The organism is Shewanella morhuae (assembly GCF_900156405.1).
Classification (GTDB): Bacteria; Pseudomonadota; Gammaproteobacteria; order Enterobacterales; family Shewanellaceae; genus Shewanella; species Shewanella morhuae.
Window position 1 is genome coordinate 58,986 of record NZ_FTNN01000008.1, and the last position, 24,819, is coordinate 83,804.

The window sequence follows — 24,819 nt, forward strand, 5'->3', positions numbered from 1 at the left end:
AATAACTTTACTCAGCAGGGTTCGCTATTTTAGTCTTGTACACTATGCGTTTCGTTATATGTTTTCATCATGAGTGGTTGCTTCTGGTGGAAAAAATAGTTATCGCTACAACTTGTTATAGGCTTTTTTCTGTATTTCTAGCTCAATTTTAATCCAATGCCTCGAACCGTTTCTAAAACTCAAATATTGCTAAGGAGTGCTCAATGCTAGCAGTTTCTATGGGTCATGCAGATGACATATTAGTGATTGTTGCATCGGGTTGTGTTAGCCGCGAGGATGTTGAAAGCTATCTTATTCCCGCGATTGAAACCAAGCTGCAAGACCATGCCAGTATTCGACTGTGGTACGAGTTTACGTCAGAATTTGAGGGGATATCTGTTGGAGCCTTGTGGGATGATGCGGTTTTAGGCCTATTTCATTTTAGCGACTTTTCAAGGGCCGTGATGTTAGTCAATGACGTTAGAATGAATACTATGGTTGCCACGCTCGCCTGCATGTTGCCTTGCCCTGTCAAAGTATTCGCCATCCATGAAAATTTACCAGCTAAAGTATGGTTAGACCAATCGCCTCCAAATTGATTATGGCATTATCGCCAGTCATTATTTACTGAGCTAAGCAAAGGCACATGCTGTGTTTTCTGTGCCTTATCTGATGTATGGATGTTTTCTGATGCACTTAATATCAATTGTTCTCTCAATTAGTCACTTGCGATAGTGTCATTTTCTTAGTTACCAGCACTTTATTTGTATAGAGAAGGTTTAGCTGAACCACTCACAATAGGCACGATAAACAGCAGCCAAGCGACTAAAAACCCACTGAAAGCAACGACCATCCATTCAGCCATTGTCACGCCCATAAAACTCCACGGTGTGTCTGTACACATGCCAGTAGGGAGCATTATCGAAGGAAACCATTCATGCAGTGGCATCCAAGTCGGGAACTCTGGTAAAAATGAGCAGGTTGAGAAAGGGGATGGATTAGTTTGCATATCCACGAGTGACAAGGCCAGTTTTAACCCCCAAGTTGCACTCACTGCCCAAAGCAAGGCAGCTAAGAGCCGAATAATTCGATATTTCGGCGCTATCATACCGATTAAGCCTGCAGCTAATAGACCAAAAACCGCCAGCCTTTGATAAATACACATGACGCAAGGGTCCAATTTCATCACATGTTGAAAATACAATGCGGTTAGCTCTAATCCAAGGGCTGTGCCACCAAGAAGAAACCAAGACGAACGAGAATGGGCAAAGCGGGTTAGTACAGTCAAAATGAGCTCCGTATCAGCAAAAACGCCCTCAAATATGGGGCGTTTTTTGGACTCTACTTATTAAATAAAGTTCAGTCAATAAACAAAATTAATGGCCATTTAAATTAGTGACTACTCATGGAGCCCAGCACTTCTTTAGCACTATGATGCATAATCATTTGCGAGTCATAAAAATACTGAGTGGCTTGTTCGAGGAAACCGATTTCAATCGCCATCACTCCTACGATGGAAAGTACAATAGTGTAGGGCAATGCCATCCATACCATTCTTCCGTAGGATAAACGGATAAGCGGCGCCAGGGCAGAGGTTAATAGGAATAAAAATGCGGCCTGACCATTAGGTGTTGCAACTGAAGGTAGGTTTGTTCCCGTATTAATCGCCACTGCAAGTAAATCAAATTGGTCACGGGTAATTTGGCCATTGATCAACGCCGCTTTGACCTCATTAATATACACAGTGCCCACAAAGACGTTATCGCTCACCATAGATAAGAGACCGTTAGCAATATAGAAAATAACTAACTGTGTATTACCTTGGTAGCTCAGTGCCCACTGGATCACTGGAGCAAATAAATGCTGATCAATAATGACTCCCACTACGGCAAAAAATACGGCGAGTAGGGCGGTAAAAGGTAGTGCTTCTTCAAAGGCTTTACCAAGCGCATGTTCATCTGTTACGCCGTTAAAAGCAGTGGTTAAAATAATAACGGAAAGACCAATTAAGCCAACAGAGGCTAAATGTAAGGCCAAGCCTGCAATTAACCATATACCCACTAAAGCTTGTACGATTAACTTCATGTTGTCTTTATTGGTGCGGCGTGAATCCTCATGTGCAGCGTAATCACATAGGATTTTATGTACTGCATCGGGAAGCTTTGCGCCATAACCAAAAATATGGAATTTCTCGACTAAGAAACAGGTTAAAATACCGGCCAGTAATACAGGGACCGTTACGGGAGACATACGAATGGCGAATTCGCTGAATTGCCAGTTTGCTTGAGCAGCAATAATTAGGTTTTGTGGCTCACCAACCATAGTACACACGCCACCAAGCGCAGTACCTACGCCAGCATGCATTAGCAAATTACGTAAAAAACCACGGAAAGCATCAAGTTCTTGTTCGTTTAGTTGATCGTCACCGTTAGCATTTTTTCCTTCGGAGGTATGATCGTGATCGGCGGAAAAATCTTTGCCTGAGGCTACTTTATGATAAATAGAGTAAAAACCAACACCAACAGCAATAATAACGGCAATAACCGTGAGTGCATCTAAAAAGGCAGATAAAAATGCTGAGGCCAAGCAAAACATCAATGACACTAAAATTTTAGAACGTACTTTGGTAATAATTTTAGTAAAGCCAAATAATAATAACTGCTTCATAAAATAAATACCGGCCACCATAAAGACCAGTAACAATAATACTTCGAGGTTGGCTTCTATTTCGTGCAGAACTTGACTTGCGGAAGTCATGCCTATTGCGACTGCTTCAATAGCTAATAAACCACCTGGCTGTAATGGATAACATTTTAATGCCATGGCTAGAGTAAAAATAAATTCAAGGACTAACACCCAACCAGCGACAAAGGGGTCAACATAGAAAAAGAGTATCGGGTTGATAATTAAAAATGACAGTATTGCGATCTTGTACCATTTAGGAGAGTTTCCTAAGAAGTTTCCAATAAACGCCTGACTCATTGTCACGGGCATGTCAGTCTTCCTTTTCATGATGTTAAAAATTGCACTATATGTATTAATTAAAATTTTATTAATACCTGCGTTTGTGAAATCAGTCTAGCCTAAAGAGAATGCTAATGTAACGATATAATATTGATGACATTTCAAAAAGCGGAGCTAATCGGCAGAAATGATTAAATCTAGCTTGGTCTTGGTTGTTTTTTTGAACAATCACATCACATTTACGCTGTGGTAACGTGATGAGTTTAAGTGAATGGTTTCCATTTTTTCCGGCTCTGGTATGATCAGTCACCATTAAGGTACACAACAACTGGATAAGTGGCTGATGATAATCAACGCCAAAGGACCTGCAAGTTTTGCAGAGAAGTATATTGTGAGATCCATATGGGACAATAAATTTCCCCCAGGATCCATTTTACCGGCTGAACGTGAACTCTCCGAGTTGATTGGTGTAACTCGTACCACCTTACGCGAAGTGCTGCAGCGCTTGGCGCGCGATGGGTGGTTGAAAATTCAACATGGCAAACCGACTCGGGTGAATAACTTCTGGGAAACCTCTGGTTTGAATATTCTTGAGACTATTGCCGATCTCAATCCTGAGGGATTTCCGGTGTTAGTTGACCAGTTGTTATCGGCCAGAACTAATGTGAGTGCTATCTATTTCCGTGGTGCACTGCGTTATAATCCTGATACTGCAGTGGACGTACTCGCGAAAATTCATCAACTAGAAGATACGGCTGAATCCTATGCTGAATTTGACTATTTATTGCACCACACCTTAGCATTCTCATCTGGAAACCCACTTTACGTGTTGATTTTAAATGGTTTTAAAGGTTTATATAGTAGAGTCGGACGCTACTATTTCACAAGTGCAGATGCGCGATTGCTGGCATTGAACTTTTATAAAGAGCTTGAGCTACTGGCACAGGCTAAAAATTATCTCGATGTATCCGCATTGATGCGTACCTACGGCATGAATAGTGGCAAAATGTGGTTATTATTACGTGAAGATATGCCTGCTTCTATCGCGCAAGATAATTAATTGCCGTAATGATATAGGCATTATAGATATCGTATTAAGCTAGAAGTACGTTCTGTATAAAAGCCGTTACTATTATAAAAATACTTATTTTAGTAACAGCTTTTTGGTACATACTATTCCAATTTAGTGATTTCAGGGCAGGATGATAAGGTAATAATACTCGCGTCTTCATTTATTTGTTCTAGAGTGACAGTGAATCCCCATAATCGATGTAAATGTTTTAATACCTCTTTATGATTATTTGCTAATGGTATTTCATTATTAGGTACATAACGTAGTGTTAACGATCTATTACCATTGACCTCTACATTATGCACTTGAATGTTGGGTTCTATATTAGACAGATTATATTGCTGTGATAATAACTGACGAATATCTTGATAACCCTGTTGGTCGTGAATTGCGGATACCGATAGGTAATTACGTTTTTCATCATCGTGGATACCAAATAATTTAAATTGGCGTATGACTTTAGGTGAGAGATATTGGCTAATAAAACTTTCATCTTTAAAGTTTTGCATAGCAAAGTGCAATGTCTCTATCCAGTTGCTACCAGCAATGTCGGGAAACCAGGCTTTATCTTCATCGGTTGGAGTTTCGCAAATTCGTCGAATATCAGTAAACATGACAAAGCCTAATGCATAAGGATTAATGCCATTGTAATGACGGCTGTTATAGTCAGATTGGGCAATTACGCCAGTATGGCTCTGCAAAAACTCCATGATAAAGCGATCTGTAACGAGGCCATCGTCATATAAGTGATTTAAGATAGTGTAATGCCAGAAAGTAGCCCAGCCTTCATTCATCACCTGCGTTTGTTTTTGCGGGTAAAAATACTGCGCCATTTTACGCACTATTCGAATGATCTCTCGTTGCCATGGCTCTAGTAATGGTGCATTTTTCTCGATGAAATATAAGATATTTTCCTGCGGCTCAGCGGGAAAATGGCGTGTTTTTGCCTGCGACTGATCCATGTGCTGGCTTGGAATAGTGCGCCATAAATCGTTCACTTGGCTTTGAAGATAAGCTTCACGATCCTTTTGCCTAGCTTGTTCTTCACTGAATGAAATATCAGAAGGGCGCTTATAACGATCAACGCCGTAATTCATCAGTGCATGGCAAGAGTCAATGATACTTTCAACTTGTTCTACGCCATGTTTTTGTTCACAGTCGCTAATATAATTTTTAGCAAATACCAGATAATCAATGATCGAACTGGCATCGGTCCATGTTTTGAATAGATAGTTATTTTTAAAAAAACTATTATGCCCAAAGCAGGCATGCGCAATGACTAATGCCTGCATTGTGATGGTATTTTCTTCCATCAGATAGGCAATACAAGGATTTGAGTTAATGACAATTTCGTAGGCCAGCCCCATTTGACCGCGCTTATAACCTTGTTCTGTCTCAATAAACCGTTTACCAAAAGACCAATGAGTATAACCAATCGGCATACCGATACCTGCATAAGCATCCATCATTTGTTCGGCGGTGATGACTTCAATTTGATTTGGATAAGTGCTGAGCTTATAAAGCGCAGCTACCCGCTCAATTTCCTTAAGGTAGTCCTGCAACAAGTCGAAGCTCCAATCTGGGCCATCGCTCAGTGGCGTCCACGGTGTTGATTTAATTGTCTCCATATTTCCCCCTTAAACCGCTTGTTTCTTAAATAGCTCCCTAAAGACAGGGTAAATATCTTCGGCTTGACGTATATGTTGTACGGCAATATTGGCGTATTGTCGTTGCAGGGATTCATACTCGTGCCACAGGGTTTGATGGGCACGATTGGTGATTTCGATATAGCTGTAGTAGCGCACTAATGGCAATATTTTTTGTTCTAATAGCTGTTTACAGGTAGGAGAATCGTCGGCCCAGTTATCGCCATCTGAAGCCTGTGCGGCATAAATATTCCATTCATTGGCGGGATAGCGTGCCTGTTGAATTTCGTGCATTAATTTTAAGGCGCTAGACACAATAGTACCGCCAGTTTCTTGGGAATAAAAAAACTCGTGTTCATCAACTTCTTTGGCTTGTGTATGGTGACGAATATAAACCACTTCTAGATTTTTATAGGTACGGGTTAAAAACAGATACAGTAAAATATAAAAACGTTTTGCCATCTCCTTCGTGGCTTGATCCATAGAGCCTGAGACATCCATTAAGCAAAACATTACCGCTTGGCTAGAAGGAATTTCTCGTTTAGAAAAGTTATTAAAGCGTAAATCGAAGGTGTCGATAAACGGCACTCGTGCAATTTTTTGCTTTAGCTCTTCGATCTGATTTTTTAAATCTAGGATTAATTCAGCTTTAGTTCCTGGCATATTCTCCAGTTCAATAAGCTTTTGCTCTAATTCCTTTAATCGCTTTTTTTTGCCGGCAGACATGGCAATACGGCGCGCCAGTGATGAACGCAATGAACGGACAATATTGATGTTGGCAGGCACGCCATCGTTGGTAAAGCCCGCACGATAGACTTGATACTCAACCAATTTATTCAGACGATTTTTTTGAAGATTAGGTAGCTCTAAGTCTTCAAATAATAGCTCGAGGTATTCATCCTTGGAAATGTCGAACACAAAATCATCGTCACCTTCACCGGAATCTGAGGCTTCACCTTTACCTGAGCCACCACCTGAACCCGCGGGTGGACGGTCAATTTTATCGCCGTGGGTAAATTGATCGTTGCCGGGGTGTACTCTATCCCTAACACCACCTTTACCTTGGCGAAACAGTGGTTCACTAATATCCCGTGTGGGAATACTGATTTTTTCGCCTTTATCGACATCGGTGACACTGCGCCGAGTCACTGCATCGCTCACCGCTTTTTTTATTTGTTGCTTATATCGATTGATAAAACGTTGGCGGTTGACTGTACTTTTCCCTTTCGCATTCAACCGTCTATCAATAAAGTTCGCCATACCTACCTCCAAAAACTTAGCGTAGGCTTTGGCAATACCAAAGCCTTGTACTGAGTTCGCGCAAGTTTAAGAAGATTTACGAACCCGTAAGTACCACTCTGATAAGAGTCGAACTTGTTTTTTGGTATAGCCCTTTTCCATCATGCGATTGACAAAATCATCATGTTTGCGCTGATCATCGTTCGAGGTTTTGGCGTTAAATGAAATCACAGGCAGTAAATCTTCGGTGTTGGAAAACATTTTTTTCTCGATAACTGTGCGAAGTTTCTCGTAGCTAGTCCAAAGTGGATTATTGCCCTCATGGTTAGCACGGGCGCGCAGTACAAAGTTGACAATTTCATTACGGAAATCTTTAGGGTTGATGATCCCGGCGGGTTTTTCAATTTTCTCCAGTTCGGCATTGAGGGCTGCGCGATCGAACAGTTGACCTGTTTCAGGGTCGCGGTACTCTTGATCTTGGATCCAAAAGTCGGCATAGATGACGTAACGATCAAAAATATTTTGACCATATTCAGAGTAAGATTCTAAATAAGCTGTTTGGATCTCTTTGCCGATAAATTCGACATACTTGGGAATTAAATACCCTTTTAGAAATTCAAAATAACGCTCGGCGGTGTCAGTGGGGAACTGTTCTTGTTCAATTTGGCGCTCGAGTACGTAAAATAAATGCACTGGGTTTGCAGCTATTTCGGAGTGGTCGAAGTTAAATACTCGCGATAAAATCTTAAAGGCAAAGCGAGTAGACAAACCATTCATACCTTCATCGACGCCCGCGTAATCGCGATATTCTTGGTAAGACTTGGCCTTAGGATCGGTGTCTTTTAAACTTTCGCCATCATACACCCGCATCTTAGAATAAAGAGACGAGTTCTCAGTGTTTTTCATGCGTGATAGTACGCTAAATTGTGCCAGAGTTTCTAAAGTGCCAGGCGCACAGGGAGCTTTGGATAACTCAGAGTTGAATAACAACTTTTGATAGATTTGTAGCTCTTCTGAGACCCGTAAACAGTAGGGGACTTTGACGATATAAACTCTATCGAGAAACGCCTCATTATTTTTATTATTTTTAAAGGTTGTCCATTCTGACTCGTTTGAGTGAGCTAAGATAATGCCGCTATAGGGCAAGGCTGATAAGCCTTCAGTGCCATTATAGTTACCTTCTTGTGTGGCTGTGAGCAAGGGATGTAGCACCTTTATAGGCGCCTTAAACATTTCCACAAACTCCATCATGCCTTGGTTTGCACGGCATAAAGCACCCGAATAGGCGTAAGCATCGGCATCATTTTGAGAGAAATGCTCAAGTTGACGAATATCCACTTTACCGACAAGTGACGAAATATCTTGGTTGTTTTCATCTCCAGGTTCCGTTTTTGCGATAGCAACTTGGTCTAAAATGGAGGGAAATACTTTAACAACACGGAATTTGGCCAGATCTCCGCCAAACTCATGTAAGCGTTTTACCGCCCAAGGCGACATAATCGTTTTTAAATAGCGGCTAGGAATGTTGAATTCATCTTTTAATAGCTGACCATCTTCATCTAAATCAAATAGGCTAAAAGGGTGGTCATTGACAGGGCTGCGTACCCCATTTGCGCTCAGGATATAAATGGGTATTTTTTGCATCAGGGCTTTGAGTTTTTCGGCTAATGATGACTTACCGCCGCCGACAGGCCCAAGTAGATACAGAATTTGTTTTGATTCTTCTAAACCTTGAGCTGAGTGTTTAAGGTAAGCCACTATTTGCTCTATGGCATCTTCCATACCAAAGAAATCTTTAAATGCGGGATAACGTGAAATAAGTCGATTCGAAAAAATACGGCTTAGTGTTGGATTTTTTGCGGTATCAATGACTTCTGCTTCACCGATGGCAAGTAGTAGTCGCTCCGATGCTGACATGTAAGCGCTGCGATCGGCTTTACAGATGTCGAGAAACTCCTGTAAAGAATATTCTTCATCGAGTTTTTGCTCGTAGCGCTTTTGGTAATGCTCGAAAATGCCCATATAAACCCCCTGAAACGCCAGTGATGTCATGGAACGGAGCTGACTAACCAGCTTCCTACTCTAATCTTAGACACTTATTCAACACTTGCGACAAAAAATATCAAATAAAACAACAACAAATAGTTGCAAACGCAATTATTGCACTTGTTGTTTAATAAGCTGAATTGAATGTAACAAAGTGAGGGTACTGAACTAAAAGCATAAAAAAAGAGCCACAAGGGCTCTTTTTCTGGGTTTACTTAGTTTCACTAAATAAATTAAGCAGTGAAGTTTTTATTCACAAAGTCCCAGTTAACTAACTGCCAGAAGTGGGCAAGATAGTCAGGACGCACGTTGCGGTAATCGATGTAGTAAGCGTGTTCCCACACGTCAACTGTCATGATTGGCGTTACAGTGCTGTCAGTCAGTGGTGTTGCTGCATTGCTAGTGTTAACGATAGCAACAGTGCCATCGGCTTTTTTCACTAACCATGTCCAAGCGCTACCGAAGTTGTTTACTGCTGAATCAGTAAATTGTGCTTTGAAGGCATCAAATGAGCCAAATGCAGCTTTAATCGCATCAGCAACTGGGCCTGTTGGCTCTCCGCCAGCATTAGGTGCTAGGCAGTTCCAGTAGAAAGTGTGGTTCCACACTTGAGCTGCGTTGTTGAATACGCCACCTGTAGAAGTTTTGATGATATCTTCTAAAGATTTACCTGCAAAATCAGTTCCTTCGATTAAGCCGTTTAGCTTAACAACATAAGTGTTGTGATGCTTGCCGTAGTGGTATTCAATGGTTTCTTGAGAAATGTGTGGTTCTAGTGCGTTCTTTGCATATGGTAATGCGGGTAATTCGAAAGCCATTAGTATCTCTCCATGGTCTTAGGTTATCGTTTTTAAACGTGCTCACTGTGACTATTGTACCGATAAAATTTGTGATGTGAATCATTGTTTACTCGATAGCGGCATCGAAAAAACAAATGTCGGCATAACCTTACAAACTATGGGATTTTGTTCTGAGTCTAGCTGTCGTACAATAGTGCTATTGTGTCAATGTCAGCCTACTTAGGAATCAAAATGGAAACAGTAGAGAAAATTAAACAGCAGATCACCGAAAACCCAATCATTGTTTATATGAAAGGTTCTCCTAAGTTACCGAGCTGTGGCTTCTCGTCACAGGTCGCCCAGATTATGATTAACTGTGGTGAGCAGTTTGCATTCGTGGATATTCTTCAGCACCCAGACATTCGCGCAGAATTACCTAAATTTGCTAACTGGCCGACGTTTCCACAATTGTGGATCGAAGGCGAGCTGATTGGTGGCTGCGATATCATCGTGGAAATGTTCCAAAAAGGCGAATTACAACCACTGATTACAGCGGCAGCCGCTAAGCATAAAACTGAAGAATAAGCACTAGCTTATTTTCGATAAAAAAGCCGCTACGATTAAGTCGTAGCGGCTTTTTTGTTCTTAATATCAATGGATTATTTACTTGATAAAATGCTGCTTGAGAAAACTATTCTATTTTGATGGTTACGCTTTAATCATTGCACATAATTTTCTCTACTGTGTAGCCTAATGCGCTGATGTATCTTGTCCATGCTCTTTAGTGGCTGGCAATATTAGGTTCATCACAATAGCCACAATACCGCATAAACTGATACCGGTTAGGCTAAACGAACCAATACCAAACGCCATACCGCCGATGCCAAACACTAAAGTAACACCGACAATACTTAGATTACGCGGTTCGGATAAATCAACTTGATGGCGAATTAATGTGCTTAATCCTACTGCCGCAATGGAGCCAAATAGTAAACACATAATGCCGCCCATTACAGGCACTGGAATAGTTTGCATCAGCGCGCCTAGTTTGCCAACAAAGGCTAAAGTGATGGCGGTAATGGCAGTCCAAGTCATAATTTTAGGATCGAAATTACGAGTTAATGTGACGGCTCCCGTCACTTCAGAATAAGTGGTGTTTGGTGGGCCGCCAAAGGCCGCGGCTGCTATAGTGGCAATGCCATCGCCTGTCAGAGTACGGTGTAAGCCCGGTTTTTTCATAAAATCTTTACCAGCAACATTGGATATCGCCAGAATATCGCCAATATGTTCAACCGCAGGCGCAATAGCAACAGGGATCATAAAAGCGATGGCGTACCAGTTAAGTTCAGGGGCAACAAATTTAGGTATAGCAATCCAACTTGCTGCCGTCACTACTGCAAAATCAACAATACCGAACGCGAGGCTCAGGCCATAACCGACAATAATGCCGGCTAAAATGGGCATCACTCTTAATAAACCCTTAGCAAAAATAGCCACAGCGATAGTGGTGCACAGCGATGCGAGCGAAATAAATAAGGCTATATTTGTGGCAACTAAGGTCACACTACCATCACCACTTTTACCTAAAGCCATATTCACTGCCACTGGCGCCAGACCTAGACCGATAATAATAATCACAGGCCCAACCACCACAGGAGGTAATAATTTATGAATAAACTCAGTGCCGCGCAGTTTAACTAATGCGCCGAGCATAACGTAAACTACGCCTGCCGCCATAATACCGCCCATGGTTGAGGGAATGCCCCAAGTTTGCACGCCATACAATATCGGGGCAATAAAGGCGAATGAAGAAGCAAGAAAAATGGGCACTTGTCGCTTAGTAATCAATTGAAACAATAGGGTACCGATACCTGCGGTAAATAGTGCCACACTGGTATCAAGTCCTGTTAGCAGCGGCATTAATACTAAGGCGCCAAAGGCCACAAACAGCATTTGTGCGCCCTGTAGGGGGATAGCAAGTCGTCTCATTTATTATTCTCATTAATTTAGGGTAAACCGCGAGATGATAACAGCTTGTTGGGATTTGAGCAGTGGAAAATAACCCGCTTTACCGACTCGGATCACTGTTTAGGTTTTCAATACTACAACAGGCATAGAAATAGGGCTAAATTTTGCCAAGACTCGCTTAAGGCGTTAACTATGGTACAATTTACGCTATCTAACGTTACTTCAACTACTCAAAAATGCTGAAATTCCTATTGAAGTCGAGCTTAATTGCATTTCTATATTGTCTATTCTCCATCAATAGCGTGAACGCTGTTGAAGTGAGTAAATTAGATGAGGCCAATGTGCCTGTGTCTTCTCGGGCGGTTGCTGAACGTGACAAAGCCTTAAAGAGTACGCTTGAGCAAGTGATTATCAAAAATACCGGTACGGCACGTTCTTTAAATAATAGTCTTATTCAGTCTCAACTTCGTAATCCTGATACCTTGTTGAGCCAATATGGCTATATTGAACAAAATGGTCAGTTGTTGTTAACGGCCAGTTTTGAACACCGTCGCATTGTGGCTTTGCTGCGCCAAGCGCAATTACCTGTATGGGGGACTCAGCGTCCTCTAACATTGTTTTGGGTGGCGATGCCTGGAGAGGGGGACACTATCATTTTAAGTGATTCGTCGACCTTAGCTGAACGTAAACAATTTAGTGATTTTTCCGATGCCCGTGGTATTCCAGTGCTATTACCAATACTCGATCTTGACGAGCTTATGGGCATCAATCCTAACGATATTAAGGGCATGTTTGCCGATATTGTGGCCAGTGTCTCTGGCCGTTATCAAGCTGATTTTCTGGCATTAGTGGCGATTGATGCCGCAGGTAATCAAGTTCGTTATCGTTTAAATTTATATAATAAGGCGACGGTTGATTCTTTAACGCCACCTATATTTACCTTTAATGGTACGGCTGAAAACTCCGCTCAAGCGGTGACGGCTATGATGACGGCGCTAGGCGAATATTATTTTACCAAATATGCCATTGCTGATACGGGCGCGCAGCAAGGCGCGAGCGTTACCTTTGTAAATATACAAAAAATGGTGCAATTAGTTGAAGTTGAAAAGTATTTAAAACAGCTCAGTGCGGTTAAAAATGCCACGTTAACTCATATCCAAGGCCATACTGCGACATTCTCATTAGATTTGTTTGGTTCAGAAACAGATTTAGAGCGTTTATTGAGTTTAGAGCCGCGTATTTCTGTGGTCGCCCCTGTGAGTGCAGGCGAGTTTAGTCCAGTCGTAAATAAGGCGGGTAAACCGGTTTATGAGTGGCGTTTACCCTAGAATATTATTGGCAATGCTAAGTTTACTTAGCATTGCCTTGTGTTAATTTGAATTGAGAACACCGAGTGCCATTAAACTCACCTCTACAACTCTCGCTGCCTGTGCATTTGCCAGATGACGAAACCTTTAACAGTTATTATCCGGCTTCGGGTAATGATGAACTTATTCAAAAACTAAGAGCCAGTGCTGAAGGGCATGGTGAAGCCGCCATTTATTTTTGGGGCCCAGTGAAATCTGGCCGAACGCATTTAATGCACGCCGCTTGCGCCCATGCCAATGAAGTCGATCGTCGTAGTTTTTATATCCCCTTAGGCATACATGCCAGTATTTCAACAGCCTTGCTGGAAGGTTTAGAGCAGCTAGATTTGGTGTGTATTGATGATGTTGACGCCATCGCCGGCCATCCCGTATGGGAAGAAGCGATTTTTGATCTTTATAATCGAGTGGCAGAACATAAAAATTGTGCTTTAGTGGTCAGTGGCAGTTCATCACCGGTTGACGCAGGATTTCTGCTACCCGATCTTGTTTCACGCATGCAATGGGGCCTTAATTATCAGCTACAACCTATGGCGGATGATGAAAAACTTGCCGCATTACAACGCCGCGCCGCCATGCGTGGGCTGCAACTACCAGAAGATGTTGGGCGTTTTTTATTGAACCGTATGGCGCGGGATTTACGTACCTTGTTTGATGTATTAGATAAATTAGACAAAGCCTCGTTAGTGCATCAGCGTAAACTCACCATTCCCTTTGCTAAAGAGACACTGCATCTTTAGGTGAGTGATAGTTTTGTTCTAACCGATATGGAACAGTGAATAACAAAAAGCCCGTTGTGCTGAATGCAGACGGGCTTTTTATTATTGACAACATGAAAATTTTTCATAAAAAAGGCTCTATTTTAGAGCCTTTGTCGTTATCAATTGCTGATTATTTATTCAAGTGAATCACGTAGATGTGCCACTTTTATACAAACTTCAAATCGGATAGTCGATAAAGTCAGTATATTTGGCTATTACACTTAATCAATTAACCTGCAATTTTCGCGAGTACAACTTCATGGTGATCTTTGGTTTTAAACTTATCAAACACATGGGCGACAGTGCCGTCAGTATTGATAAGAAAACTTAATCGATGAATGCCGTCATAGATTTTACCCATGAATTTTTTCTCACCCCAAACTCCAAAAGCATCGGCAACGCTGTGGTCTTCGTCACTGAGCAAGGTAAAGTTGAGCGCTTGTTTTTCAGCAAACTTTGCCAGTTTAGCCACAGGATCTGGGCTAATGCCTAATACAGTCACATTATGGTTATCAAGTGCGGCTTTGCTATCACGTAGTCCGCAGGCTTGTACAGTGCAACCTGGCGTTGACGCTTTAGGGTAAAAGTACACTAAAACAGGGCCTTGCTTAAGGCTATCAGCCAATGACACTGAGTTGCCATGCTGATCTTTAAGGGTGAATTGAGGCGCTTTGGCCCCTGCGGTTAAGGTGTTCATCTTTTATCCTCTAATATTGCGGTGCCTTCCATACGACGAATAATACAATTTAAGGTCATATCTTGGGCGAGTTGATAGATACTCTGTTCAAGCTTTTCTAGTTCAACTTTTTCAGGAATATTAATGGTTAATGACACATTTTGAGTCTGTTCACCATCAGGAAGTTCTTCAGAGTAGGAACGAACTGCAGCGAGATCTAATGATCTGTCAGCCAAGAATTGCGTGATACGTTTAATGGTGCCGCGTTGGTCTTTACCTGTGAAGCATACTTCAAGGCGAGAGAGGTAATTTTGTGGCGTATGTTTAGAGGTACGCTTCATTACTGTCATCAGTTCTAATTCGACACCAAGACTTGGGAGCATGCTTTCTATTTTAGTTATAGATACCCACGAGCCTGACAACATCATAATTAGGGTAAATTCGTTACCAAATAATGCCATACGGCTGTCGACGATATCGCAGTCACAGTCACTGGCAAGCCGAGCTAGTTTACCTACGAGCCCAGGACGGTCGAGCCCCATTGCTGTTACGACCAGGAAATTGGTCATGAATTCTCCTCACTTTTCGATATCATAGAGCGAAAACTCAGGGTTAAAGTTGAGTTTTTGTGCGGGATGTAATGCTACCATAACTAATTCAATTTGAGAGCCCTGTTAATGCTTGTCATTAATGGTTGGCATCAGTACCATAGCAAATCCTGAAATCTTGGGGAAAGTCAGATGATAAACGGAAGCATCGTAGCCTTAATCACGCCAATGAACAGTGATGGCTCAGTAGATTTTGCAAGTCTTGAAAAGTTAGTCGAATTCCATATTGACCAAGGTACAGATGCCATTGTAGCCGTTGGTACCACAGGCGAGTCAGCGACTCTGCCTATGTCTGAGCATGTAACGGTGGTTTCACAAACTGTTAAATTTGCAGCAGGCCGAATTCCGGTTATTGGTGGCAATGGTGCTAATGCCACATCTGAAGCCGTTGAGCTCACCAAGTCCTTATCTAAGGTGGGTGTCGCCGCTATGCTTGGCGTCACGCCATATTATAATAAGCCAACTCCTAAGGGATTGATTGCGCATTATAAAGCTGTGGCTGCCAGCACAGATATTCCACAAATTCTTTATAATGTACCAGGCCGTACTGCCGTTGATATGTTGCCAGAAACCGTTGCCGAGTTAGTCAGCGTTAGCAACATTATTGGCGTTAAAGAAGCAACCGGTGACTTATCCCGTGTCAAACGCCTGCGCGAATTGTGCGGTGATGACTTTATGCTGTACAGCGGCGATGATGCCACTGCCAGAGAATTTTTACTCTTGGGTGGTAACGGCGTTATCTCAGTGGCGAATAACATCGCGCCAAAAGCTTTTAAAGCAATGTGTGATGCCGCACTTGCGGGCAACGCTGAGCTTGCTCTTACGATAGACACGCCGCTGCGCGGTTTATATAGCACACTCTTTTGTGAAGCCAACCCAATCCCCGTAAAATGGGCAGCCCATCGCATGGGTTTGATTAAATGTGGCCATATTCGTTTACCTTTGACTGAACTTTCTGAGCAATGTCATGGTCTGTTGATAGAAGCAATGACTCGTGCCCAGATAGAGGTTAAATAATTAATGTTAAAGAAAGTCACTCCACTGATCTTAGTTGCTGCTGTTGCAGCGTGCAGTTCACCACTTGAGCGTCGCCAAGCAAACGGTAGTGAAGACTATGTTCAGGCTGAGCAAACGCCTTTGCTGAAAATCCCCGCAGGATTAAATACACCGCCCTACAATAAAGAATTCGATGTGCCTGCGTTAGGGTCTAAAGTCAACGCTACGCTGTATGGTAAAAATTTAGATATCCGCCCACCACTGCAAGTACTGCCGATGGCAGAGGGTACTCGTGTGGAAGAGGGCAGCGATAATATTAAAATTGTTATTGAATCTATTGATAATAGTGTCGATTTGAAACAAGAAATATTTGCCAACTTAGATGGTTTTTTTGCGCAAAAGGGCATCGTGATCCGTAGCCGTGATTTTGACAAAGGCAGCATAGAAACCGATTGGATTGAAAGTCGTGAAGTGATCGAATCGAGCATGTGGGGTTCTGATAATGTTTATCTACTTCGCCAGCGCTATCGTTTTGATGTTGAAGCGCGTCCGCATGGTCGTACTGCGAATATCGTTATTCATTTAGTTGAACACGAAGAATTTTTTGACGATAAAGCGCAAAAAGTATTGTTAAATGGTGAAGATAAACAAAGATATACGATTGATATGCTTAACAGTGCTATTGCCTATATCAGTATTAAGCGCGAACAATCGATTCAAGCTAATCGTTTGAAACAAACCTTAGGTATTAATGTCGATCTGGTTACACCGGAAGACGGCAAAGCTTACTGGTCTGCTAAAGCGCCTTATAAACAAGTGTGGGATCGCCTGCGTATTGTGCTGCCTGAAATGGGCTTTGAAATTGCCGATATGGACAGTAGTAAAGGATTGTACTTTATCAAGTTTGACGATAACTCAGGTTTCTGGAGTTCATTGTGGGGCGAAGATAAGCTAGCGCTGAAAGAAGGCAATTATCGTTTACTGCTTGAAGATGGCGACACGCCTGAAGAAACTAAAATCTTCTTACGCGATGGCGAAGATAAACCATTGAGTGATGAAACAGTCACTAATGTGTATAAGTCACTGTCAAACCTGATGAAAGAAGAACGTAAACTACGTTAATATTATTCATCATTTAAAAGGGCGAATTATCGCCCTTTTTTATTGGCAAATTTTTAGCTTTTGCAGTTTATTTAACCGAATCATGCTTTGGTTCTTTATTCGGTTATAACAATGTAATTTGTAAGAAAAAGTAAAACGTATTGCTGCGATGATGTGAGTGAGTAAACTAGCCGTTAACAATGCGAGTCATTCTTGGAAGCCCGATGAAAAAAATAATGATATTAATCGCCCTTGTGGTCGCAGCTTGGTTTGGATACCAAGCTTTGCAACCGCAAGAGGTTACGACTGCCCAGATTAAGCTCATGCCTAACGTGGTGATTGCCACAGCGGCCATGGCACCCATTCGCGATGAAGTCGAGGCTATCGGCACCAATAAGGCCTTTGAGTCGGTGACGATTACGCCTAAAGTGACCGATATAGTCACCGCACTTAAGTTTGATGATGGCGACATAGTGAAAAAGGGCACATTGCTCGTTCAATTGCAGAACGCTGAGCAAATCGCAAAAGTGAAAGCCGCGCAAGTTAAAGTCAGCGATAACCAACGTGAATTCGCCCGAATTAGCTCATTAGTGACAAGCCGCACGGTGGCAGAGTTAGAGCGCGACAGATTACAAACGTTAATTGATACCACCCGCGCTGAGCTAGAACAGGCACAATCATCACTTAACGATCGCAGCATTCTAGCGCCTTTTAATGGTCGCCTAGGGTTACGACAAATCAGCATAGGTAGTTTGGTTTCCCCTGGAACTGTGATTACCACATTGGATGATATCGCCAAGATTAAACTCGATTTTTCAGTACCTGAACGTTTTATTCAAGATTTAGTCCCCGGTAAAAAGGTCGAAGCTAAAGCTGTCGCATTTCCTGATATTATTTTTAAAGGTGTGGTGACATCGATTGATAGTCGCGTGAACCCCACAACACGTACAGTGATTGTCCGCGCTGAAATCCCCAATCCTGAACTGCGTTTATTACCGGGTATGTTGATGAAGGTGAAACTTATCAAACGTAGCCGTGAAGCCTTGATGTTGCCAGAGTCCGCCATTATCCCAATTCAGAATAACCACTATGTTTATAGCGTTAATAGCGACAAGGTGATTGAGCGTAAACAAGTGACTATTGGCATTCGTACCCGTGGTTGGGTAGAAATATTAGACGGTCTAGCCTTAGGCGAAAATGTGGTTATTCGTGGTCTACTAAAAGTCCATCCTGGGGATGAAGTGCAAACGGAGTTTGCTGAAAAGTTTAGTTATCTTGCGGATTCAAGCGCGGAGCCAAGTGTATGATACTTACCGATCTCTCGGTTAAACGGCCCGTATTTGCCTCGGTAATCAGCTTGTTACTTGTGGCTTTTGGTCTGGTGTCCTTTGGTAAATTACCGCTGCGAGAATACCCAAACATTGACCCACCGGTGGTGTCTATCGACACTAACTATCGCGGCGCCAGTGCCGCAGTGGTTGAAAGTCGAATAACCCAATTAATAGAAGACAGAATAAGTGGCGTCGAGGGCATTCGTCATGTGAGCTCATCGAGTAGTGATGGCCGCTCATCAGTAACCTTAGAATTTGATATTAATCGTAATATTGAAGATGCGGCTAACGATATACGCGATCGTATTTCAGGTTTACTCGATAATTTGCCCGAAGAAGCTGATCCCCCTGAAGTACAAAAAGCCAATGGTGGCGATGAAGTGATCATGTGGCTCAATTTGGTGTCAGATAAAATGACCACCTTAGAATTGACTGATTATGCCAACCGTTACTTGTCGGATCGCTTTTCGGTGGTCGATGGCGTGGCGCGGATGCGAATTGGTGGCGGAAAAGTTTATGCCATGCGCGTTTGGCTTGATAGGCAAGCTTTGGCATCGCGCAGTTTAACCGTTGCCGATGTAGAAGCTGCGCTCAGAGCCGAAAACGTCGAATTGCCCGCAGGTTCAATAGAATCAAAAGAGCGCCATTTTACCGTACGGCTTGAGCGTGGTTATCGCACCGCCGAAGATTTTGCTAACTTAGTCATTACCGAAGGGGAAGATGGTTATTTAGTTAAATTGGGCGATGTGGCGCGGGTAGAAATTGGCTCAGAAGAAGAGCGGATTATGTTCCGCGGCAATAAAGAGGCCATGATAGGTTTAGGTGTGTCTAAGCAGTCAACCGCGAATACCTTAGAAGTCGCACGGGCGGTGAATGCGCTGGTCGACAAAATCAATCCAACTTTGCCTGCGGGCATGTCGATAAAACGCAGCTACGATAGCTCAGTGTTCATCGAAGCCTCGATTAAAGAAGTGTACCAAACCCTGTTCACCGCAATGGTCTTAGTGATTATTGTTATTTATCTGTTCCTTGGTAGCGTGCGGGCTATGTTGATCCCGGCGATTACCGTACCAGTGTCCTTGCTAGGCACATTTATCGTATTGTATGCGCTCGGCTATACCATCAACCTTTTAACGTTACTGGCGATGATCCTTGCCATTGGTATGGTGGTCGATGATGCGATTGTGATGCTCGAAAATATTCATAGGCGGATTGAGGAAGGCGATTCGCCGCTCAAAGCCGCTTTTCTGGGCGCGCGCGAAGTCGCCTTTGCGGTTATCGCGACCACTTTAGTGTTGGTCGCGGTATTTATGCCAATTACTTTCTTAGAGGGAGACTTAGGTAAGTTATTCAAAGAGTTTGCCGTGACTATGAGTGCTGCCGTACTGTTTTCTAGCGTGGTTGCATTAACTCTTACGCCGATGATGTGCTCTAAGTTACTCAAGCCAAGCTCGCAGGATTCTTGGTTGGTACGTAAGGTTGATGGCATCATGACCAAGGTATCAAACCGTTATCAATTATCCTTAAAATCTGCCATGGCCCATCCGTTATTAATGTCGCTTCTGGTGTTAATTGCGTTAGGGTGTAGTGCTTATTTAGTCCAGAAAGTACCACAGGAATTTGCGCCACAGGAAGATAGAGGCTCGTTATTTTTGATGGTTAATGGCCCTCAAGGTGCGAGTTACGAGTACATAGAATCCTATATGAATGAAGTAGAAAACCGCTTGATGCCATTAGTCGATACGGGCGATATCAAACGCTTACTCATTCGTGCCCCCCGTGGTTTTGGCCGTTCGGCAGATTTTTCTAACGGTATGGCAGTTGTTGTCCTCGAGGATTGGGGGCAGCGTCGTCCAGTCAAAGAGGTGATAACCGATATCAATAAACGTCTTGCTGATCTTGCCGGAGTACAAGCATTTCCGGTTATGCGTCAAGCCTTTGGCCGCGGCGTGGCTAAACCTGTGCAGTTTGTGATAGGTGGTCCCAGTTATGAAGAGCTTGCCCGTTGGCGCGATATCATGATGCAAAAGGCCGCTGAGAACCCCAAATTACTGGGTTTAGATCACGACTATAAAGAAACTAAGCCTCAGCTAAGAGTGGTGATTGATAGGGACAGAGCGGCAAGTCTTGGGGTGTCGATTTCGAATATTGGTCGTACGTTAGAGTCCATGCTCGGTTCACGCTTAGTTACAACCTTTATGCGTGATGGTGAAGAATACGATGTCATCATTGAAGGTGAGCGTAGTAATCAAAATACCGCCGCAGATCTGCAAAATATCTATGTTCGTTCTGAACGCAGTCAAGAGCTTATTCCGCTATCTAACTTAGTGACGGTAGAAGAGTTTGCTGATGCGAGTTCGCTTAATCGTTATAACCGTATGCGCGCTATCACCATTGAAGCCAGTTTAGAAGATGGTTATAGCCTTGGTGAAGCCCTTGATTATATGAACCAATTGGCACGTACCTATTTACCCGCCGAAGCAGTGATAAGCTACAAGGGCCAGTCCCTCGATTACCAAGAGTCGGGTAGCTCTATGTATTTTGTGTTCTTGCTGGCGCTGGGAATTGTATTCTTAGTTTTAGCGGCGCAGTTCGAGAGTTACATTCACCCTATGGTGATTATGCTTACTGTACCACTGGCCACAGTGGGTGCCTTGGCTGGTTTGTGGTTCACCGGGCAAAGTCTTAATATTTACAGTCAGATAGGTATTATTATGTTGGTCGGGTTGGCGGCTAAAAACGGCATCTTGATTGTCGAGTTTGCCAACCAATTGCGCGATAAAGGCGTTGAATTTGATAAAGCTATTATTCAAGCCTCAGCGCAGCGCTTACGACCTATTCTCATGACAGGTATCACCACAGCCGCTGGCGCTGTGCCTCTGGTCATGGCCGCAGGCGCGGGTGCTGAAACCCGTTTTGTGATTGGTGTGGTGGTGTTGTCAGGGATTTTATTGGCAACCCTATTCACTATCTTCGTGATCCCCGCCGCTTACGGACTGTTCGCCCGTAACAGCGGATCGCCTGAAGCCATAGCTCAACAGTTAGAAAAGGAATTAGCTGAGGATTAATGTTCATCCCGAGTTCAGGTTAAAGTAATGAAATAAGGCGCTTGATACTCATCAAGCGCCTTATTTTTCGCCATTTGAACCTCGTTTTACCCCTTACCCTTGAAATGTCAATTTGGAGCCCCATTTAAGTAACCACTAAGCGTTACTTTGCCTAATTGCGTAATAAATGAGGGAAACTTTCATGTCACAACAAGAAACTCATGGTTTTCAAACTGAAGTCAAACAGCTGTTGCATCTGATGATCCATTCTTTGTATTCCAACAAAGAAATTTTCTTGCGTGAATTGGTCTCCAACGCCGCCGATGCAGTGGATAAGCTGCGTTATCTTGCGCTGACCAATGACGCTCTATACGAAGGTGATGGTGAACTACGAGTTCGTATCAGTGCCGATAAAGAAAAAGGTACTGTTACCATCGAAGATAACGGTGTGGGTATGACCCGTGACGGCGTGATTGAGCATTTAGGCACAATCGCAAAATCAGGCACTGCAGATTTCTTTAAAAATCTATCTGGCGAATCTTCAAAGGATTCACAGTTAATCGGCCAGTTTGGTGTCGGTTTTTATTCAGCCTTTATCGTGGCTAAAAAAGTCACAGTTCGCACTCGCGCTGCCGGTCATAAGGCCGATGAAGCGGTATTGTGGGAATCAGAAGGTGAGGGTAACTTCACTGTTGAAAACATCACTAAGACGACTCGTGGTACTGAAATCACTTTGCACCTACGTGATGAAGAAAAAGAGTTTGCTGATGATTGGCGCCTGCGTTCAATCATTACTAAATACTCAGATCATATCTCTGTACCAGTTGAAATGTGGCAAGAAGGCACGCCAGAGAGTGATGGTGCTGATGGCGAAAAAATTCCAGCAACTGAAGGTTCTTGGAAAGTCATGAATAAGGCTACAGCTTTGTGGATGCGTAATAAAGCCGACATCAGTGATGAAGAGTATCAAGAGTTTTACAAGCACATTTCCCACGATTACACCGATGCGCTGATGTGGAGCCACAATCGTGTAGAAGGTAAGCAAGAATACACCAGCTTATTGTATATTCCCGCTAAAGCGCCTTGGGATATGTGGAATCGCGATCGTAAACACGGCCTAAAATTGTTTGTACAGCGCGTATTCATTATGGATGACGCCGAGCAATTTATGCCATCTTACCTGCGTTTTGTGCAGGGTTTGATTGGCTCAAATGATTTGCCGTTGAACGTATCCCGCGAAATTCTGCAGGATAACCACGTAACTAAAGCAATGCGTACTGGTATCACTAAACGTGTGCTTGGCATGCTGGAAAAACTGGCAAAAGACGATGCAGAAAAATATCAACAGTTCTGGGCTGAATTCGGCCAAGTACTAAAAGAAGGCCCTGCGGAAGATTTCGCAAACCGTGAACGTATCGCGGGCTTATTACGTTTTGCCTCGACTCATACCGGCAGCGCTGCACCAACTGTGTCACTCGATGACTACATCAGCCGCATGAAAGAAGGCCAAACTAAGATTTATTATATTGTTGCTGACAGCCATGAAGCTGCCGCTAACAGCCCACATTTAGAGTTACTACGCAAAAAAGATATCGAAGTATTATTGATGTCAGAGCGTGTTGACGAGTGGCTAATTAATCACTTAGCTGAGTACAAAGATAAACAATTGCACTCAGTAACCCGTGGTGATTTAGAGCTGGGTGAGCTTGAAGATGCATCAGAGAAAGAAGCACAAGAAAAGCTTGAGCAAGAATCGGTAGCTTTAGTTGAACGTATTAAAGCAGCGTTAGGCTCTGCCGTTGCTGATGTGAAAGTCACCTCACGCTTAACGGATACTCCAGCCTGTGTTGTAGCGGGTGACGGCGAAATGTCGACGCAGATGATCAAGCTGATGCAAGCTGCAGGTCAGAGCGTACCAGAAGTGAAGCCAACGTTTGAGATCAATCCAGCGCATCCATTAGTATCGCGCCTAAATGATCTTCAAGATGAGGCGGCCTTCACCGATTGGTCAAATCTGTTGCTGCAACAGGCGCAATTGTCTGAAAAAGGTAGCCTAGTAGATCCATCGGCCTTTATTAAGCTGATGAACCAAATGTTACTGGCTAACATGAAGTAAATAAATATCGGGGCCTTCTTTTAGAATGGCCCCGATATTGTTTTAATGGCAGTAAGATGTAATTAAGAGTCTAGCCTGTCATAAAATACGTTTGTGTATGATAAAGGCCTTAAGCACTAAGGGAATACTATGGATCATATCCTCAGCCTGACTAAAGACAACATTCAGCAAGTGGTTGATGCCTCGATGCAACAAATCGTGGTGTTAGCATTTTGGGCGCAGCCGCAAGAAGATAGCGTGACTATGCTACGCACCTTAGAGCAAATCGCCACGCAAAATGCAGGTCGATTTGTGCTGGCAAAAGTCGACTGTGAAGCTGAATTAGAAATCGCCAATTACTTTCGCATCCAGAGCTTGCCTACCACATTAGTATTGGATAAAGGTCAACCTATTGATGGCTTTGCGGGGGTACAAGATAGCGCGCAAGTGATGGCAATGCTCGATAAACATTTGCCGCCCATGTGGCAGTTACAATTAGCCCAAGCTAAAGAGTTACTCGCTTTGAGCCAAGTCAGTGCAGAGGATCTTGCTACCGCCACCGTATTGTTAAAAGAAGCTCATTTGGGTTCAAATCAAGCGGGTGAAGTGAGCTTAGTGCTTGCTGATATATATTTAATGCAGGGCGAATTGGTGTTAGCGCAAACCATGCTTGAAAAAGTAGGGTTAGCCGACCAAGACGGTTATTACCAGAGTTTGAAAGCTAAACTGGCGCTTGCCTTAGATGCGGCAGACACCCCAGAAATTCGTGATTTACAGCAGAGATTTGAGCAAAATCCAACTAATTTAGTGTTATTACTCGAACTGAGTAAAGCATTGCATAGTGCTCACCGTGAAGATGAAGCATTAGCAATGCTATTTTCTGTGCTCAGTAAAGATTTAGATGCTGAAAATGGCGCAGTAAAACAAGTGTTTATGGAAATATTAACCGCACTTGGGCAAGGTAATCCTATTGCAAGTCAATACCGACGTAAGCTTTATACCTTGCTCTATTAATGATAAAAATAGCGGTGAAAGTCGCATCTATTTGCGCTTTCTGAGGCTAAAGTCGAAGCTAAAACTCTTCTCAATAGCGGTTAGATGTGCGAATATCGCTGTCCTAAGAAGAATATCAATGCGAAAAGAGGAC

Annotated in this window: 20 protein-coding genes; 11 read left to right on the top strand and 9 right to left on the bottom strand. The window is 43.0% G+C overall.

Going from position 1 to position 24,819, the window contains the following annotated elements; genetic code table 11:
- The first annotated feature begins 203 nt into the window (after positions 1 to 203).
- A complete protein-coding gene (locus tag BW947_RS10990) occupies positions 204 to 578 on the top strand; it encodes a SpoIIAA family protein (protein WP_076499543.1) in 375 nt (124 codons plus the stop codon).
- A 161-nt stretch (positions 579 to 739) separates the two neighbouring features.
- Here the strand turns inward: BW947_RS10990 and dsbB are convergent, their stop codons facing one another.
- On the bottom strand, positions 740 to 1,267 hold the full coding sequence (gene dsbB / locus BW947_RS10995; protein WP_076499545.1) for a disulfide bond formation protein DsbB: 528 nt from the start codon (positions 1,265 to 1,267) through the stop codon (positions 740 to 742).
- A 104-nt stretch (positions 1,268 to 1,371) separates the two neighbouring features.
- Positions 1,372 to 2,973, bottom strand: a complete 1,602-nt coding sequence (nhaB, locus tag BW947_RS11000; protein WP_076499546.1) for a sodium/proton antiporter NhaB — start codon at positions 2,971 to 2,973, stop codon at positions 1,372 to 1,374.
- A gap of 313 nt (positions 2,974 to 3,286) precedes the next feature.
- Here nhaB and fadR point away from each other — a divergent pair, with 313 nt between their 5' ends.
- A complete protein-coding gene (gene fadR / locus BW947_RS11005) occupies positions 3,287 to 4,003 on the top strand; it encodes a fatty acid metabolism transcriptional regulator FadR (RefSeq protein ID WP_076499548.1) in 717 nt (238 codons plus the stop codon).
- A gap of 113 nt (positions 4,004 to 4,116) precedes the next feature.
- Here fadR and BW947_RS11010 read toward each other — a convergent pair whose 3' ends face one another.
- From BW947_RS11010 to sodB, 4 genes are all read right to left on the bottom strand, one after another.
- Positions 4,117 to 5,643: a SpoVR family protein gene (locus BW947_RS11010; protein ID WP_076499549.1), complete on the bottom strand. Its 1,527-nt coding sequence runs from the start codon at positions 5,641 to 5,643 to the stop codon at positions 4,117 to 4,119.
- Positions 5,644 to 5,652: 9 nt separating this feature from the next.
- The gene (locus BW947_RS11015) at positions 5,653 to 6,921 is read right to left on the bottom strand and encodes a YeaH/YhbH family protein (RefSeq protein ID WP_076499551.1); all 1,269 of its coding nucleotides are present in this window, start codon (positions 6,919 to 6,921) and stop codon (positions 5,653 to 5,655) included.
- Positions 6,922 to 6,987: 66 nt separating this feature from the next.
- Positions 6,988 to 8,922 carry a PrkA family serine protein kinase gene (locus BW947_RS11020; protein WP_076499552.1) on the bottom strand — a complete coding sequence of 645 codons (1,935 nt, stop codon included), beginning with the start codon at positions 8,920 to 8,922 and terminating at the stop codon, positions 6,988 to 6,990.
- A gap of 257 nt (positions 8,923 to 9,179) precedes the next feature.
- Complete coding sequence (gene sodB, locus BW947_RS11025) at positions 9,180 to 9,764, bottom strand: superoxide dismutase [Fe] (protein ID WP_076499554.1); 585 nt, start codon at positions 9,762 to 9,764, stop codon at positions 9,180 to 9,182.
- Positions 9,765 to 9,977: 213 nt separating this feature from the next.
- On the opposite strand from sodB, the gene grxD reads away from it, so the two are divergent.
- On the top strand, positions 9,978 to 10,310 hold the full coding sequence (gene grxD, locus BW947_RS11030) for a Grx4 family monothiol glutaredoxin (RefSeq protein WP_076499556.1): 333 nt from the start codon (positions 9,978 to 9,980) through the stop codon (positions 10,308 to 10,310).
- 165 nt (positions 10,311 to 10,475) lie between these two features.
- On the opposite strand, the gene BW947_RS11035 is transcribed toward grxD, so the two are convergent.
- Complete coding sequence (locus BW947_RS11035) at positions 10,476 to 11,714, bottom strand: uracil-xanthine permease family protein (RefSeq protein WP_076499558.1); 1,239 nt, start codon at positions 11,712 to 11,714, stop codon at positions 10,476 to 10,478.
- Between the two features lie 215 nt (positions 11,715 to 11,929).
- On the opposite strand from BW947_RS11035, the gene BW947_RS11040 reads away from it, so the two are divergent.
- Complete coding sequence (locus tag BW947_RS11040) at positions 11,930 to 13,021, top strand: DUF2066 domain-containing protein (protein WP_076499560.1); 1,092 nt, start codon at positions 11,930 to 11,932, stop codon at positions 13,019 to 13,021.
- 65 nt (positions 13,022 to 13,086) lie between these two features.
- The gene (gene hda, locus BW947_RS11045) at positions 13,087 to 13,797 is read left to right on the top strand and encodes a DnaA inactivator Hda (RefSeq protein ID WP_076499562.1); all 711 of its coding nucleotides are present in this window, start codon (positions 13,087 to 13,089) and stop codon (positions 13,795 to 13,797) included.
- A gap of 250 nt (positions 13,798 to 14,047) precedes the next feature.
- Here the strand turns inward: hda and bcp are convergent, their stop codons facing one another.
- Positions 14,048 to 14,515: a thioredoxin-dependent thiol peroxidase gene (gene bcp, locus BW947_RS11050; RefSeq protein ID WP_076499563.1), complete on the bottom strand. Its 468-nt coding sequence runs from the start codon at positions 14,513 to 14,515 to the stop codon at positions 14,048 to 14,050.
- Positions 14,512 to 15,063: a glycine cleavage system transcriptional repressor gene (locus BW947_RS11055; protein ID WP_076499565.1), complete on the bottom strand. Its 552-nt coding sequence runs from the start codon at positions 15,061 to 15,063 to the stop codon at positions 14,512 to 14,514. Before BW947_RS11055 ends, bcp begins: the two co-directional genes overlap by 4 nt.
- A gap of 171 nt (positions 15,064 to 15,234) precedes the next feature.
- Between BW947_RS11055 and dapA the strand changes: the two genes are divergently transcribed.
- The 6 genes from dapA (at position 15,235) to BW947_RS11085 (ending at position 24,686) form a co-directional block, all read left to right on the top strand.
- Positions 15,235 to 16,119: a 4-hydroxy-tetrahydrodipicolinate synthase gene (dapA, locus tag BW947_RS11060; RefSeq protein WP_076499567.1), complete on the top strand. Its 885-nt coding sequence runs from the start codon at positions 15,235 to 15,237 to the stop codon at positions 16,117 to 16,119.
- A gap of 3 nt (positions 16,120 to 16,122) precedes the next feature.
- Entirely contained in the window at positions 16,123 to 17,220 is a 1,098-nt protein-coding gene (gene bamC, locus BW947_RS11065; RefSeq protein ID WP_076499569.1) for an outer membrane protein assembly factor BamC, read from the top strand.
- Positions 17,221 to 17,423: 203 nt separating this feature from the next.
- On the top strand, positions 17,424 to 18,506 hold the full coding sequence (locus tag BW947_RS11070; RefSeq protein WP_076499571.1) for an efflux RND transporter periplasmic adaptor subunit: 1,083 nt from the start codon (positions 17,424 to 17,426) through the stop codon (positions 18,504 to 18,506).
- The gene (locus BW947_RS11075) at positions 18,503 to 21,598 is read left to right on the top strand and encodes an efflux RND transporter permease subunit (RefSeq protein WP_076499573.1); all 3,096 of its coding nucleotides are present in this window, start codon (positions 18,503 to 18,505) and stop codon (positions 21,596 to 21,598) included. The genes BW947_RS11070 and BW947_RS11075 overlap by 4 nt, the downstream gene beginning before the upstream one ends.
- Positions 21,599 to 21,779: 181 nt before the next feature.
- Positions 21,780 to 23,693: a molecular chaperone HtpG gene (gene htpG / locus BW947_RS11080; RefSeq protein WP_076499575.1), complete on the top strand. Its 1,914-nt coding sequence runs from the start codon at positions 21,780 to 21,782 to the stop codon at positions 23,691 to 23,693.
- Positions 23,694 to 23,822: 129 nt separating this feature from the next.
- Entirely contained in the window at positions 23,823 to 24,686 is an 864-nt protein-coding gene (locus tag BW947_RS11085) for a co-chaperone YbbN (protein ID WP_076499577.1), read from the top strand.
- The last annotated feature ends 133 nt before the right edge of the window (positions 24,687 to 24,819 follow it).